We start from the raw sequence: 14,597 nt of genomic DNA on the forward strand, positions 1-14,597 counted from the left end.
TCGAGGGTGACGTCCGGCCGCCGCTGTCGCCGTCGGTCCACGGGGCCGTCGTCGTTCACCGGCCCAGCATGCCGGCCAGCAACTCCCGCAGGCCCGCGCGCACTTCCGCCAGGCCAGGCACTTCGGCGCTGAACGAACCCGCCGCGCACGAGAACATCAACCCGTCGGCCCAGGCGACCAGGGACAGCACATGCCGGGCCGGATCGGGCGAGCCCACGGCGGTGAGCAGCGCGGCAAGCTGTTCCTCGAAGACGGCACCGGTCCGGTCGTAGAAGGCCCGCAGCTCGGGGCGGCGGGTGGCCTCCAAGGCGAGTTCGTACCGGGCGATCAGCAGCTCGCGGCCCTCCGTCAGCGAGCGGTGCACGGCGAGCGCCAGCCCGTCGGCCAGCGCGTCGGGACCGGCGCTCGGATCCGGCATCTCCGTCACCTCCAGCACCCGTGCCTCGCGCTCGGCATGCCGCCGTACCGCGAGTTCCAGCAGCGCCTGCCGGGTGCGGGCCACGTTCGAGGTCGAGCCGAGCGGCAGCCCGGCCGTCTCGTCCACGGCGCGGTGCGTCAGCCCGCGCATCCCGCGCTCGGCGAGCAGCGCCAGTGCGGCGTCGGCGACCACATCGGCGCGGGAGGCGCTGGGGGGCGGCGGCCCTGCACGGCAAAGGCTGGGACGTGACCGTGCTGGAGCGGGCGCCCTCCCTGGCCCCGGTCGGCGCGGCCATCTCCCTCGCCCCGAACGCCCTGCGCGCCCTCGACGTGCTCGGCATCGGTGACGAGATCCGCGACCTCGCCGCCTGGCAGGGCGGTGGGGGAGGGCTGCGCACTCCGGGCGGGCGCTGGCTCTCCCGCTCCAGCGCCGAGGCGGCCGCCGCCCGCTTCGGCGGGCCACTGGTCCTGCTCTCCCGCGCCACCCTGGTCGACCGGCTCGCCGCCCTGCTCCCGCCCGGCGCCGTCCGCACCGCGGCCGCCGCGACCCTCGCCGACCCCGGGGACAGCCGGCGGCCCGCCCGGGTGAGTGTGGGCGGACAGGAGCTGGAGGCCGGGCTGGTGGTCGGCGCAGACGGCATCAACTCCCGTGTCCGCAGGGCTCTTTTCCCGCTCCACCCCGGCCCGGTGTACGCGGGGTTCACCACCTGGCGGGTGCTGATCCCGGTGCCCGGCGCGGAGTTCGCCTCGCACGAGACCTGGGGCCGGGGCCGGATCTGGGGCACGCAACCGCTCAAGGACGGCCGCGTCTACGCCTACGCGGCCGCCATGACCCCGGCGGGCGAGCGGGCGCCGGACGATGAGAAGGCCGAACTCCTGCGCCGGTTCGGCGACTGGCACGACCCCGTCCCGGCCGTTCTCGCCGCCGCCCGCCCCGAGGACGTGCTCCGGCACGACGTCCACCACATCGCCACGCCCCTGCCCTCCCACCACGTGGGCCGGGTCGCCCTGCTCGGGGACGCCGCCCACGCCATGCCGCCGACCCTCGGCCAGGGCGGCAACCAGGCCATCGAGGACGCCATCGTGCTCGCACACCACAGCGACGACCTGGCCGCGTACACCGCCGCCCGCCTCCCGCGCACCACCGCGATCGCCCGCCAGGCCGTCAGGGCCGCCCGCCTGAACATGACCGGCAACCCCGCCGCCGTCGCCGTACGCGACATCGCGATCGCGGCCCTGTCGAAGGCCGGACCCGCGCTCTTCCTGCACGGCTTCGACGGCATCGCCGACTGGCGGCCCCCGTATGCTGCCGGGGAAGCCATCGCAGGAAAGCCGTAGGGGAGAGCACGTGAAGGTCGGCTGCATCGGACTCGGGGACATCGCGCAGAAGGCATACCTGCCGGTGCTGGGCGCTCAGCCGGGGATCGACCTGCATCTGCAGACCCGGACGCCCGCCACCCTCGACCGGGTCGCGGACACCCTGCACCTGCCCGCCGACCGGCGGCACAGCACGCTCGACTCCCTGCTCGCGGCGGGCCTCGACGCGGCCTTCGTGCACGCGCCGACCGCCGTCCACCCCGAGATCGTCACCCGGCTGCTCCAGGCGGGCGTACCGACGTACGTGGACAAGCCGTTCGCCTACGAACTCGCCGACTCCGAACGGCTGGTGAGTCTCGCCGAGGAGCGCGGGGTCTCCCTCTCCGTCGGCTTCAACCGCCGGTACGCGCCCGGGTACGCGCAGTGCCTGGAGCACCCGCGCGAGCTGATCCTCATGCAGAAGAACCGCATCGGGCTGCCCGAGGATCCGCGCTCGATGATCCTGGACGACTTCATCCATGTCGTCGACACCCTGCGGTTCCTGGTGCCAGGGCCGGTCGACGACGTCACCGTGCGCGCCCGTGTCGCGGACGGACTGCTGCACCACGTGGTGCTCCAGCTCGGCGGCGACGGCTTCACCGCGCTCGGTGTGATGAACCGGCTCAGCGGCTCCACGGAGGAGATCCTGGAGGTCTCCGGGCAGGACACCAAGCGTCAGGTGCTCAACCTCGCCGAGGTGATCGACCACAAGGGCCAGCCGACCGTGCGCCGCCGGGGCGACTGGGTGCCGGTGGCCCGGCAGCGCGGCATCGAGCAGGCGGCCCTGGCCTTCCTCGACGCCGTGCGCGCCGGGAAGGTGCTCAGCGCCCGGGACGCGCTGGCGACTCATGAACTGTGCGAGCGGGTGGTACGAGCGGTTCAGGACCGCTGCGCCGCAGCCTGACCGTCCGTAGGCCCTCCGCGGCGCACAGCGCGGCCAGCACCAGCAGTGCGCCCTGCACCGGCCAGTCGCCGTAGCGGACGTACGGCGTGATGCCGTGCGCCAGCGGTACGTCGTACACGCGGGCGGTGCTCGCGTCGGTGCCGAGCCACGGCCCGAGCCGCTGCCCGCCCGGCCCGTAGACGGCCGAGACACCGGTGAGGGTCGCGTGCACCATCGGGCGGCCGGTCTCGGCGGCCCGCAGCGCGGCCAGCGAGGCGTGCTGCTCCGGCGCCCAGCTGCCCTGGAAGGTGGACGTGGCGGACTGGCCGAGGAGGACATCGGCGCCGTCCTCCGCCAGGTGCCGGCTCATGTCCGGGAACGCCGTCTCGAAGCAGATCAGCGGGCCGATCCGCAGCCCGTGCCCGACGTTCATCACGACCTGCTCGGTGCCCCGCCTGCGGTCCTCGCCGGCGGCCTTGCCGACCGAGGTGGCCCAGCCGAGCAGCGAGCGGGCGGGTATGTACTCGCCGAAGGGCACGAGCCGCATCTTGTCGTACCGGTAGCCGGTGAGGCCGTTCGGGCCGACCACCACCGAGCTTTTGTAGATGCCGGGCCGGTCGGAGCGGCGGGCGTCCACGTTCACCAGCACATCGGCGCCGGTCGCGCGGGACAGCGCGGCGATCCGCCGGGTCAGATCGGGACGGTCGCCCAGATCGAAACCGACGCTGGACTCGCCCCACACGACCAGGTCGACGTGCTGCCCGACGAGTTGCCGGGTCAGCTGCTCCTCGCGGTCGAACCGCTTCAGGCCGCCGTCCATGATCCCCGGCTGTACGACGGCGATCCGGACCCTCCCGTCCACCTCCGGGCGTGGCGCCCAGGCCCACGCGGCCGAGGTCGCGGCGGCCGTGGCGACCAGCGAGGCCACGGCCGGTACGCGTGCCTCACGCACGGAGATCAGTACGGCCGCCGCCACGTTCACGGCCACGATCAGGAAGCTGAGCAGCCACACCCCGCCGACCGAGGCCAGCCGCAGCGCCGGCGACACCTGCCACTGGCTGGCGCCCAGCATGCCCCACGGCCCGCCGAGCCCCTGCCAGGACCGCACCAGCTCCACCATCAGCCAGGCCGACGGCAGCACCAGCAGCGCGACGGCTCCCCGGCCCGGCGACGGCTGCTCGCCGAGATATCGGCGCACCAGCCAGCCCCAGGGCGCCCAGAGCACGCCCAGCAGGGCGGCGATCAGGAAGATGAACACGTGCAGGCTGGGCAGCAGCCAGTGGTGCACGGCCAGCAGGAAGCCGAAGCCGCCGCTCCAGCCGTCGTACACGGCCCGCCGGCCGGTCGGGGCCGAGCGGATCAGCAGGATCCAGGGGACGAGGGCGACGTAGGCGAACCACCACAGGGAGGGGGCAGGGAAAGCGAGCACGGGCAGGGCACCGGCGAGGGCGGCGACGGCGGAGCGGCGCCAGGGGGAGTTGAGCCAGTGGTTGATCGTCCTCATATGGACCCACCCTCCCTACCGAGCGCTGATTCCAGTGTGCGCGTGGGGAGCGATCTTCTCCAGGGTGCGTGGAAAGGGTGCGTGGAAAGGGTGCGCGGTAGAGCTCGGGTCTTGCTGTCGTCGGGCGTGTGCGGGTCGTGTGTGGCTGGTCGCGCAGTTCCCCGCGCCCCTCAGGGGGTTGCCGTGCCCTTGGCTGGAAGGCGGCGCCACTTCTCTTCGACACTCACCTCGCGCAGGCGCCAGCCCTCCGGTGTCCTCAGCAGCGCGAAGTCGTAGCGGCCGCCGCAGACCAGGTCCGGGGCCGTGGGGCCGTCGTCGGTCGCGAAGCGCATCGGGTTGAGGTAGTCGGCCCGTACTGATGCCGTGTCGCCGGTGTCGTGGTCCAGGATGCCGAAGCGGACCCGGCGGTTGACGATCAGATGCTGGCGCATGGCGAACAGGGCGAGGCTCTCGGCCAGCCATGCGGCGATCTGCCCGGCGTCGCCCTCTATGCCGCCGGCCGAACGGTAGTCGGCCCGCCCGTCCGCCGTGAACAGCCTTCGGTACGCCGTCCAGTCGCCGTCGTCCACCGCCACCGCGTACGCGGTGATCAGCTCGTCCACGGCCAGCCGGTCCAGCACGGTCGCCAGCTCCGTACGCTGCGTCATCGGCACAGTTTTGGGCATGGCGGGCGCGGAGCCAAGAGGCGCGGCGGGATATTCGGTCGTACGGGAATATTCGGTGGTGCGGGGCATGGCCGAGAGTCGGCTCCGTCCCCCATGAACGATCATTCCCGTGATCCCCGATCCGCCGACCCCGAACCAGCGGTCTTCCAGTCCTCGGCCGGGCCGGGTTCAGGAGACCGCAGACGTCAGGTACGTCAGGTAAACCCCTCCCTCGCAGTCGGGCATCTTCCGCAGCGTCCAGCGGCCCCGGACGGTCGTGGAGGAGAAGGTCGACTCGGCGTCGTCCTTCTCCACCTCACCGTCCTTCGGGGTGTATCCGGCCTTGGGGAGCTGCTTGTGCAGAAAGGCCAGGGTGGCGTCGAAGCCGCCCCGTACGACCGTGGCGACGATCAACCGGCCGCCGGTGCGGTGCTCCACCGAGGTCACGACCGCGCCCTCGGGCACCGGCAGTTCCGCCGGGAAGGCCCTGGGAAGCGGCAGTGAGGCGGCGGTGGGGCAGCCGCCGGGCGCGGGGGCGGCCGTGTACGGCGTCGCACGCAAGGGCCCGGCGTTCCGGGGCGCGGGCGAGCATCCGGTGCCGGCCGCCAGACCGAGGACGGCGCTGACCAGCACGGCAGCCGGGGCGAACGGCTTCATCTAGCGGCCTCCGTTGGACTTCTTGTGCTTGCCTGCGACCACGGCGTCGTACGCGCCGTACAGCGTGTTGCCGGAGGACTGGCGGGCGATGGAGGCCAGTGCGTCGTAGTTCTGCGCGCCGCCGGTGGCGCAGGCGCCGGTGCAGCCGTCGGCGTAGGCGGCGAGCACGCGGCCCTGGGCGTCGAGGGTGACGTCGATGAAGTCCAGGAGGTTGCGGTCCTGGCCGCAGGTGGTGCCGCCGGTGCAGATGGACCCCTTCTGTACCGGGTCCGTGGGGGTGGCGTCGACGGTGACCCAGGACTGGCCGCCGTCGTAGGTGGTGGCCACGTACAGGTGCCAGACGCCCTTGAAGTTGGCTGTGTCCTGGTAGTTGCCGCCGGTCGTGGTGCCCAGGAAGGCGAAGGCGGCGCGGTTGTCGTCGCCCGCGGTCACGGCGGGGAAGACGATGTTCTTGATGCCGAGGGCGGCGCCGACGTTCTGGTCGTACAGCCACGTCTTGCCCTTGTCGTGGCTGGCGGCGATCCGCGCGGTGCCGTCGCTGTTCTGGTAGCCCATGTACACAGTCCCGCCGGCGCCGATTCCGACGCTCGGGTCGGAGTCACCGGGGGTGCTGTACGGGTTCTTGCGGACGGTCCACGTAAGCCCGTTGTCCTCGGAGACGGCCACGGCCTGGTTGCCGCCGCAGCCCTTGTTGGGCACGTACACCGTGCCGTCCGGGGCGACCTTCACATGCCCGTGCAGGCCGCCGCAGTCCAGCAGCGAGTACATGGGAACGGCGGGCCCGTACGTCAGACCGCCGTCCCGGCTGACGGCGCACGAGGCGTCGGCGATGTCCTGGGAGCAGTAGTAGACGGCGTTGGGGTACGCCGTGACGGCGCCCGGCTCGCCCGTGGTGAAGGGGCCGCCACCGATGGTCTGGTGGTCCACACCGGAGTTGATGCCCGAGCCGCCTGTCGGCGTCCACGTCTCGCCGTCGTCGTCGGTGTAGCACGTCAGAGCTGTCTTGCCGGCGAGCTGCGACTCGAAGGTGCGGTGGGTGGCCGGGTCGGTGAACAGGATCGGGTCGAGGCTGGTGGTGCTGCCCTGGGGACAGCCGTTGGCCGCGTTTGCGCTCTTGTCCTGCCAGGTGGCGGCGCCGGCGCCGTCGTAGGTGACCTTGAGCGTCGAGGTGTACGCCTGGAACATCGCGGCACCGGTTGCGCGGTCCACGCCGATCGAGGGTTCGCCGGCGTTGTGCGCGTCCTTGATGGCGTCGGGCGCCGAGGAGTTCGCGTACATCGGCGGGGTCGCCGTACTCGGCGGCGGATCGGCCGGATCGGCGACCAGGCTCGCGGTGCCGGTGAAGCTGTCGCCGAGCGGGGCGTACGGCACCACGCGCACGGTGTACGACGCCGTCACCGCCGGAAGCAGCACGGTCTCCGGGTCACTGGAAGAGGCGGAGGCGGCCACCTGGCGGCCGTCCGCGTCGAGGACGTACAGGTCGAAGTCGGCTGCGGAGTCCGGCCACTTGACATCGACGCGCAGGCTGTGACCGGCGTCGTAGCCCACGGGCACTGACACCTTCAGGGTGTAGTCGTCGCAGGGTTGCGCATTCCCGCAGCTCACCGTCCCGGCGGTGCCGGAGACGTTCGGGACGGCGAAGGGACCGGCGCTCCACGTGGTCGTGGGCGCAGTGTCGCTGACCGATCCGGAGGGCGGGGTGGCGGCGTCGGCCGACACACTCGGCAGGGTTCCGGCGATGAGTGCCAGCAACCCAACGGCAAGACGCCCGTGCGACCGCGGGTGGCGGTGAAGACGGAGTGTCGAGAGGAAAGCCACAGGTACCTCGTGGGTTCGCGAGTCGGACCAAGGGGGGTGGTGCGTGGCGGTACGGGTGGTGCCTTCGTCTGCTCTACGAGGAGGCAGGCGGCGTCCGTCGCGAGAAACCGAACTCTTTTCGAAGCGGGCTGGACAGTGCAGCCGGAGCTTTCCCCCTACCGGCAGGCGATGCGGCAAAGGCTCCTCGCCGCCCCGGTGGTACAGGCCCCGAGCCCTGGCGGCGCATCGCTTACGCCCCGGTCGGCGGACTTCTGCTGCTGGATTCTCGCCCTCCGGGCAGACCCTTGCCGTAGCGACGAGCAGTGCCAGGCCGCAAGCGGGGGCTGCGGTGGACGTGTTGGGCCTGGTCATCGCGGTGGTCGTGCTCGCGGCGAGCGCGTACGAGGACACCGCCGGCATCGCGCTGCTCGACCAGGTCGCCGGGCACTCCGTCACCGTGGAGACGCCCCGAAGGCCCTCAACTCGGGCGGTGCCGTGCCCAGTTGCACGGGTCGGTTGAGTCGAGGGCCTATGTGACGGGCACGGTGCCTCAGAGGACCACGGTGGTGGTCTCCTCCTGAGTGCGGAAGGCCCCGTTCTCGTCCCAGTAGAAGACGGTGACCTTCACCTTGTCGCCCTCGACGAAGCCGTTGCCGGCCGGGCGAAGCTTCATCTGCACGGTGCGGCTGACGAAGTCGCAGGTGACCTTGGAGGCCTCGATGGTTCCCGTCGCGTTCCGCTTTCCGGCAGCCGACTCGGTGACCTTGGAGGCGTAGCCGGCTATCTGCAGGTCCACGCCGGTGTCGCAGGAGTACTTGATGTCCAGCTGCAGGCCCGGCTTGTTGAGCGAGACCTTGGTGATGTCCAGCAGGTTGGTCTTGGCCGCGGCCGTGGGCGCGGTGGCGACAGTGCCGGCGGCGGCCAGCGCGGCGACGGTGGCGGCGACGGCCGCGCCTCGCCGGACCCGGGATGCCTTCATGCAGTTCTTTCCTTCCCCCTGGGCGGTCACATCACGGTGACTGCAACAGTTGTTCGCTTTGGTCAGGATGGACCTTACGGGATCTTTCAGGGCGCCCCGAGCCCTTTTCGGTAACTCTGGCCAGCGGAGGTACAGCCCGAGGTTGGAGAGGCCCCGGGCCGTCGGATCGCACATCGAGGAGGGGCTGGAGCATCGCGCGTCCACTGTCGGCGTCGCTTCGCGCCAGGTGAGGGCGGCCGCGCCGGTGAGCCGACGGGCCATGACGTGGGTCATCCCTTTGTCCTGCGGGTTCCGCTCGACGACCTCCACGTTGATCCCGAGCGCGGCGCAGTGCTCGACCACGGCCGTCTTGAAGCCCTGATCGACCAGCGCCTTCTCTACGGTGACGGAGTGCCCGGCGACCTGGTCGAGCAGCGCGATGCCGGCGGTGTCCTCGTACGCGCTCGCCGCGAGCACGACCACCGTGATGACCAGGCCCAACACGTCCACCGCAGCCCCCGCTTGCGGCCTGGCACCCGCTTTGCGGCACCCCGACCCGTCGTGGCCGAGATCGACCGTGCCGGCTTCGAGTGGGCCCTGCGCCACGCCTGTCTGTCGCACTACGTCCCGGACCTGCACGCGGACCAGGCCTCCTGGAAGCGGCAGTTGAGGGAGGCTCCGGCGCGCGTCCAGTGGGATCCCGAGCGCGATCCGCACCACAACGCGCTGCCGCACCGTTCGTTGCAGCTCGGCCTCGCCGGGGAGGCGGCGGCCCGGTACGCCGACGAGTGGATCGCGGGCGTCGAGGACGTGGCCCCGCCGGCGACCGAGGTCCACGCGCTGGTGCGGGCCGGTGAACTGGAGTGCGCGAGCGGGCTGTTGCCCGTGGAGCGGCCGTATCCGATCGGAGACGAGGTGCTCGCGCATCTGCGGCCGTAGCCTCCGGACCCGGGGCATCCGGTCTTCGTGCGGCCCGGCAGAGGTCAGGCCGCCTTGATCACCGCGCTGCGGATCGCCGCGGCCCACTCGACCACCAACAGCTCGTACTCCGCGCGTTCCTGGGCCGACAGGGTGCCGCCCGCACGCAGCCACAGCGCCCGGATCTGCTCGTTCACCTCGGCGGCAGACCGCACGGAACCAGAGGGCAGGGAATCGGGGGACATGCGGACAGCGTAGGGGTAAGCACTGACACTGCGCTACCGCCCGGCTACAGCGTAGGTATGGGGTTGGTCACCGCCGTCGGCGGCCGCGTCCGCAGTCGATCCAGGCCACCGGGCATATTCCGCTCCGGCGGAGTTCGTGCGGGGCGTGGGAGTTGTCCGAAACAGCGGCGGTGGGCAGGAGCCGGGGCGCGAACTTGTCGTAGGCGCCGGGAAGTTCAGGGCCGCAGTCGTGCGCTCAGCTCGCCGATTCCGCCGCGTGGGGGCTCAGTGCGTCGGCCGAGACCAGGGCGATGATGACGATGCCGAGGGCCACGCGGTACCAGACGAACGGCATGAAGCTCTTGTGGGAGATCCACTTCATGAACCATGCGATCACCGCGTATCCCGAGGCGAACGCGATGACCGTCGCGAACAGGGTCGGGCCCCAGGCCACATGGCCCTCGCTCACCGAGTCCTTCACCTCGAAAGCGCCCGAGGCGAGCACTGCCGGGATGGCGAGCAGGAAGGAGTAGCGGGCCGCGGCCTCCCGCTTGTAGCCCATGAACAGGCCGCCGCTGATGGTCGCACCGGAGCGGGAGACGCCGGGGATGAGCGCGCAGGCCTGGCACAGGCCGTAGATCAGGCCGTCTTTGACGCCCAGGTTCTCCAGCGTCTTGAGCTGCTTGGGTGCGCGGTGCCGGCCGCCGGTCTCGTCGCGGGCCGCCAGGCGGTCGGCGACGCCGATGACCAGGCCGACGACGATGAGCATGGTGGCGGTGACCCGCAGATCGCGGAACGGCCCCTCGATCTGGTCCTTCAGCGTCACGCCCAGCACCCCGATCGGGATCGAGCCGACGACCACCAGCCAGCCCATCTGGGCGTCGTGGTCCTGTCGCATCGCCTTGTCGAAGAGCGAGCGGAACCAGGCCGCGAGGATCCGGCCGATGTCCCGGCGGAAGTAGATCAGCACCGCGGTCTCCGTGCCGATCTGTGTGATCGCCGTGAAGGCCGCTCCGGGGTCCTCCCAGCCCGAGAACGCCGCCGTCAGCCGCAGGTGCGCGCTGGAGGAGACGGGCAGGAACTCGGTCAGCCCCTGGACGAGTCCGAGGACGAGGGATTCAAACCAAGACATGAAGGCAGGACGTCCAGTGCTGTCGGGTAAAGAAGTGACCAAATGCCGAGGGCAGAGTAGCGGGCGGAGGTGACAGCGGGGAAACGGGGGCGGGCCCGGGTTCGGCGGCGCCCCTTGTCTCGGCCTCTCGGTGTCCCGGGCTCCTCGGTGTCCCGGGCCCCTCGGCGTTTCGGCTCCACTCGGCGGAGCGCTACGCGGCCGGGCCCTTGATCGTCCAGCCCGGGGCCTGCGGGTGGGCCGTGAGGTCCTCGTGACGCACCTCGTCGCCGCACGCCTGGCAGGTGACGACCGGGACCAGTTCATGGCCGCAGCTGTGCTCGACGGCCATGGGCAGACCTGCGCCCTTGCGGATGTGGCGGTCGCCCCATTCCTTCAGCGTCATCAGGACCGGCTCCAGCTCCAGGCCTGCCTGGGTGGCCCGGTACTCGAAACGCTGCGGGCGCTCGCTGTAGACGCGCTTGGTGAGGATCCCGGCGTCCACGAGCCGGCGCAGTCGCGTGGCCAGGATGTCGCGCGGGGCGCCGATGTTGCGTACGAGCTGGTCGAAGCGGCCGTTGCCCAGGCACACCTCGCGCAGGACGAGCAGGGAGTACTTCTCGCCGACCAGTGCGAGGGCGTCGGCGATCGAGCAGGGGCGTGGGTCTTGCGCGGACTTCCTTGCGGCCATGGAGGCCAGTCTAGAGGAGGGTTTGATTTCCCAACTCGACGAGCTATCGTGAGTTTGGATTTCCTACTCACTGGTAGCTGCCGTAGCCCGTTACGGACAGCCAGGCGGCCAAGGAGGCCGGCGCCATGCGCGACGCAGTGATCGTCGAAGCCGTACGCACCCCCATCGGCAAGGGCAAGCCGAACGGCTCCCTCGCCCACGTCCACCCCGTGCAACTGCTCGCCCACACCCTGCGCACCCTGGTCGAGCGCTCCGGCGTCGACCCCGCGCTGATCGACGACGTCATCGGCGGCACCGTCGACCAGGTCGGCGAGCAGGCCATGAACACCACCCGGTACGCCGTCCTCGCCGCCGGCTTCCCCGAGACGGTCCCGGCGACCACCGTGGACCGCCAGTGCGGCTCCTCCCAGCAGGCCGTGCACTTCGCCGCGCAGGGCGTGATCTCCGGTGCCTACGACCTCGTGATCGCCTGCGGTGTGGAGTCGATGAGCCGGGTGCCGATGTGGTCCAACGTGCCCGCCGGAAAGGACCCGTTCGGGCCCGGGGTCGCCGAGCGCTACCCCGAGGGCCTGGTCCCGCAGGGGATCAGCGCTGAGCTGATCGCCGCCAAGTGGTCCCTGACGCGTGCGCGGATGGACGAGTTCGCCGTGTCCTCGCACCACAAGGCCGCCGCGGCGTGGCAGGCCGGGCTCTTCGACGCCGAGGTCGCCCCGCTCGACGGCGTCGCCCGCGACGAGAGCGTCCGCCCCGGCAGCACCCCGGAGGTCCTCGCCGGCCTCAAGCCGGCCTACTACGACCCCGGCTTCGGCGAGCGCTTCCCGCAGATCGAGTGGAACGTCACCGCGGGCAACGCGAGCCCCGTCAACGACGGCGCCTCCGCCGTCCTGATCACCTCCAGCGAGACCGCGGCCCGCCTGGGCCTGCGCCCGCTCGCCCGGCTGCACAGCTTCGCCGTCACCGGCTCCGACCCGCTGCTGATGCTCACCGGGGTCGTCCCGGCGACCGAGAAGGTGCTGCACAAGGCCGGTCTGAGCGTGGCCGACATCGACCTCTTCGAGGTCAACGAGGCCTTCGCCAGCGTGGTTCTCGCCTGGCAGCAGGAGACCGGCGCCGACCTCGCCAAGGTCAATGTGCACGGCGGCGCCATCGCCCTCGGTCACCCGCTCGGCGCCAGCGGCACCCGGCTGACCACGACCCTGGTCCACGCGATGCGCGAGCGCGGTGCTCGCTACGCCTTGCAGACGATGTGCGAGGCGGGCGGACTGGCCAACGCGATGATCCTGGAAGGTGTCTGACCTCTACCGGCCGCGTAGATGGTGGCGCTTGCGCCAGGCCACCACCGTGCCCAGCAGCGCCGGTACGGCGATGCCGGCCATCGCGATCAGGAAGGCGGGGGACGTCGGCGCCGAGGCACGGGCGCCGGCGACCGCGTAGGCCGCGGTGTTCGGCACCGACCCCACGGCCGTGGCCAGCAGGAACGGCCGCCAGCGCATCCGGGAGACGGCCGCGCAGTAATTCGCCGCCCAGAACGGCACGCCCGGAAAGAGCCGGGCCGCCAGCATGGACCGGAACCCGTGCCGGCTCAGCTGCGCGTCGGCCGCCTTCAGCCAGCGGCCCCGCAGCAGCGGGCGCAGCGCGTCCTGCCCGAGCATCCGGCCGAGCCCGAACGCCACGCCCGCCCCGAGCACCGTGCCCGCCAGCGAGGCCACGAGCCCCAGCTGCGAGCCGAACAGCGCGCCCGCGGCCAGGTTGAGCAAGGGCCGCGGCACGAACGCCACCGTGCACAGTCCGTACGCCACCGCGAACACCACGGTCGCCGCGGCCCCGCCGAGCTGCGGCGGCCAGCCGTGGGTCAGCAGCCGCTGCGGCTCGAAGACCAGCACGCCCGCGGCGGCACCGGCCAGCAGGGCGAGGAGCAGCGAGAGCCGGGCGTAGGGAGACCGCGCCGCGCGCGTGCAGCGGGCGGCGAACCCCGCGCCCGTCAGGGACGACGCGGGTACGGCACACTCCGTGGCGGCGACCCGGGGAGGGGCCGTGACGGTGCCCCCAGAGCGGTTGGTGGCATCGGGCATCGGGTGACACTAACCCACGCGCGCCGGTGATCGCCGCCAAGGGTGTCCCGTCACGCGGCGAGCGCGTGCCCGGGGTGCAGGACGACCTTGGTGTAGCCCTCGATCCGCTTGTCGAACTTCTCGTACGCCAGCGGTGCCTGGTCCAGCGGCAGCTCGTGGGAGACCACGAAACTGGGCTTGGCCCGCCCGGCGATGATCAGGTCGCGCAGCTGGCGGTTGTACCGCTTGACGTTGCACTGACCGGTGCCCATCTGCTGGCCCTTCTCGAACATCCGGCCGATGGAGACGAGCAGTTGGCCGTGCTTGGCGTGCTCGTCGGGACCGCCCGGGTCCGAGGGCACGTAAAGACCCGGTACGCCGAGCATGCCCGTCGGCCGTACCGTCTCGACCAGTTCGTTGAGGACGATGGCGGGTTCCTCGTGGCTGGCGTCGTGCGCCTGGGCCTGGTAGCCGACCGCGTCGACGCCCTTGTCGGTTCCCTCACCTCCGGTCTGTTCCTTGATCTGCGCCGCCGGGTCGCCCTTGGTGAAGTCGATCGGGATGGCTCCGATCTCCGCGGCCTTGGCGAGCCGCTCGGGCACCCGGTCGACGGAGAACACCTTCGCCGCGCCACGCAGCAGCGCCGAGTAGGCGGCCATCAGACCCACCGGTCCGGCGCCGAAGACGACCACGCTCTCACCGGGGGACACCTGGGCGAGTTCGCAACCGTGGTAGCCGGTCGGGAAGATGTCGGCGAGCAGCACGAAATCGGTCTCCAAGTCGGCTGGAGGCAGCTTCAAGCAGTTGAAGTCGGCGAACGGCACCCGCAGCAGCTCGGCCTGGCCGCCCGTGTACGGGCCCATCGCCACATAGCCGTAGGCTCCGCCGGCGAATCCGGGATTGACCGTCAGACAGAAGCCGGTCTTTCCCACGAGACAGTTCTTGCAGAATCCGCAGGCCACGTTGAAGGGCATCACGACGCGGTCACCCTTGGCCAGGGAGGTCACGCCGCTGCCGACCTCCTCGACGATGCCGAGGTTCTCGTGTCCGAAGACGATGCCCGACTCGGCCGCGGTGCGGCCCTCGTACATGTGCAGGTCCGAGCCGCATATGGCGGTCGACGTGACGCGTACGAGCACATCGTTGGGGTGCTGGATCCGAGGATCCTGGACGTCCTTCACGACCACACTGAAAGGCTCTTCGTAGACAACGGCTTTCACCTGTGTCACCTCCGCGTCCAGCGTTGGACGACGGCGGCACGGAGGGGCCGCTGCGGAGGGGACGCACACGAAGGCGCGGGCCCTCGGACTGCGCCGTGGCCCCATGCGCCCGCATCACCGCCGGTACTTCCAGGTAACGCCGGTACGGAAGGGGTTGCAAGCCCCGTCG

Annotated in this window: 13 protein-coding genes and 3 pseudogenes; 5 read left to right on the forward strand and 11 right to left on the reverse strand. The window is 71.4% G+C overall.

Translation table 11 applies throughout. The features are described 5' to 3' along the window. Positions 1 to 55 precede the first annotated feature (55 nt). The gene (locus tag M878_RS85010) at positions 56 to 568 is read right to left on the reverse strand and encodes a TetR/AcrR family transcriptional regulator (RefSeq protein ID WP_158692939.1); all 513 of its coding nucleotides are present in this window, start codon (positions 566 to 568) and stop codon (positions 56 to 58) included. A 23-nt stretch (positions 569 to 591) separates the two neighbouring features. On the opposite strand from M878_RS85010, the gene M878_RS85015 reads away from it, so the two are divergent. Both M878_RS85015 and M878_RS85020 read left to right on the forward strand, forming a co-directional pair. Continuing rightward, the gene (locus tag M878_RS85015) at positions 592 to 1,755 is read left to right on the forward strand and encodes an FAD-dependent monooxygenase (protein ID WP_051430146.1); all 1,164 of its coding nucleotides are present in this window, start codon (positions 592 to 594) and stop codon (positions 1,753 to 1,755) included. 10 nt (positions 1,756 to 1,765) lie between these two features. Continuing rightward, complete coding sequence (locus M878_RS85020) at positions 1,766 to 2,677, forward strand: Gfo/Idh/MocA family protein (RefSeq protein WP_023552353.1); 912 nt, start codon at positions 1,766 to 1,768, stop codon at positions 2,675 to 2,677. Here the strand turns inward: M878_RS85020 and lnt are convergent. The 4 genes from lnt to M878_RS85040 all read right to left on the reverse strand — a co-directional run bounded on the left by lnt (position 2,595) and on the right by M878_RS85040 (position 7,180). Then, positions 2,595 to 4,160: an apolipoprotein N-acyltransferase gene (lnt, locus tag M878_RS85025; protein WP_023552356.1), complete on the reverse strand. Its 1,566-nt coding sequence runs from the start codon at positions 4,158 to 4,160 to the stop codon at positions 2,595 to 2,597. The two genes, M878_RS85020 and lnt, sit on opposite strands and share 83 nt — an antisense overlap. 170 nt (positions 4,161 to 4,330) lie before the next feature. Then, entirely contained in the window at positions 4,331 to 4,807 is a 477-nt protein-coding gene (locus tag M878_RS85030; RefSeq protein WP_023552358.1) for a nuclear transport factor 2 family protein, read from the reverse strand. Between the two features lie 186 nt (positions 4,808 to 4,993). Next, a complete protein-coding gene (locus M878_RS85035; protein ID WP_023552359.1) occupies positions 4,994 to 5,461 on the reverse strand; it encodes a hypothetical protein in 468 nt (155 codons plus the stop codon). Further along, positions 5,462 to 7,180, reverse strand: a complete 1,719-nt coding sequence (locus tag M878_RS85040; protein WP_023552361.1) for a sialidase family protein — start codon at positions 7,178 to 7,180, stop codon at positions 5,462 to 5,464. A 395-nt stretch (positions 7,181 to 7,575) separates the two neighbouring features. Here M878_RS85040 and M878_RS000000101520 point away from each other — a divergent pair. Then, a pseudogene (locus M878_RS000000101520) lies at positions 7,576 to 7,700 on the forward strand (IS5/IS1182 family transposase); the annotation flags it as partial. 753 nt (positions 7,701 to 8,453) lie between these two features. Here the strand turns inward: M878_RS000000101520 and M878_RS95270 are convergent. Beyond that, positions 8,454 to 8,833 (reverse strand): annotated as a pseudogene (locus M878_RS95270) (transposase); the annotation flags it as partial. Here M878_RS95270 and M878_RS85050 point away from each other — a divergent pair. After that, positions 8,784 to 9,155: pseudogene (locus tag M878_RS85050) on the forward strand (DUF4291 family protein); the annotation flags it as partial. The pseudogenes M878_RS95270 and M878_RS85050 sit on opposite strands and share 50 nt — an antisense overlap. 44 nt (positions 9,156 to 9,199) lie before the next feature. Here the strand turns inward: M878_RS85050 and M878_RS85055 are convergent. The 3 genes from M878_RS85055 to M878_RS85065 form a co-directional block, all read right to left on the reverse strand. Further along, positions 9,200 to 9,379, reverse strand: a complete 180-nt coding sequence (locus M878_RS85055) for a hypothetical protein (RefSeq protein ID WP_031226758.1) — start codon at positions 9,377 to 9,379, stop codon at positions 9,200 to 9,202. Positions 9,380 to 9,614: 235 nt separating this feature from the next. Then, complete coding sequence (locus tag M878_RS85060; protein ID WP_023552372.1) at positions 9,615 to 10,490, reverse strand: undecaprenyl-diphosphate phosphatase; 876 nt, start codon at positions 10,488 to 10,490, stop codon at positions 9,615 to 9,617. A 190-nt stretch (positions 10,491 to 10,680) separates the two neighbouring features. Continuing rightward, the gene (locus M878_RS85065; RefSeq protein ID WP_023552375.1) at positions 10,681 to 11,157 is read right to left on the reverse strand and encodes a winged helix-turn-helix transcriptional regulator; all 477 of its coding nucleotides are present in this window, start codon (positions 11,155 to 11,157) and stop codon (positions 10,681 to 10,683) included. Between the two features lie 125 nt (positions 11,158 to 11,282). Between M878_RS85065 and M878_RS85070 the strand changes: the two genes are divergently transcribed. Continuing rightward, positions 11,283 to 12,452 carry a thiolase family protein gene (locus M878_RS85070; RefSeq protein WP_023552376.1) on the forward strand — a complete coding sequence of 390 codons (1,170 nt, stop codon included), beginning with the start codon at positions 11,283 to 11,285 and terminating at the stop codon, positions 12,450 to 12,452. A 3-nt stretch (positions 12,453 to 12,455) separates the two neighbouring features. Here the strand turns inward: M878_RS85070 and M878_RS85075 are convergent, their stop codons facing one another. Continuing rightward, a complete protein-coding gene (locus M878_RS85075; RefSeq protein ID WP_023552379.1) occupies positions 12,456 to 13,229 on the reverse strand; it encodes a TVP38/TMEM64 family protein in 774 nt (257 codons plus the stop codon). A 50-nt stretch (positions 13,230 to 13,279) separates the two neighbouring features. Continuing rightward, positions 13,280 to 14,428 carry a glutathione-independent formaldehyde dehydrogenase gene (locus M878_RS85080; protein ID WP_031226759.1) on the reverse strand — a complete coding sequence of 383 codons (1,149 nt, stop codon included), beginning with the start codon at positions 14,426 to 14,428 and terminating at the stop codon, positions 13,280 to 13,282. Positions 14,429 to 14,597 lie beyond the last annotated feature (169 nt).

This window comes from Streptomyces roseochromogenus subsp. oscitans DS 12.976, from assembly GCF_000497445.1.
Taxonomy (GTDB): Bacteria; Actinomycetota; Actinomycetes; order Streptomycetales; family Streptomycetaceae; genus Streptomyces; species Streptomyces oscitans.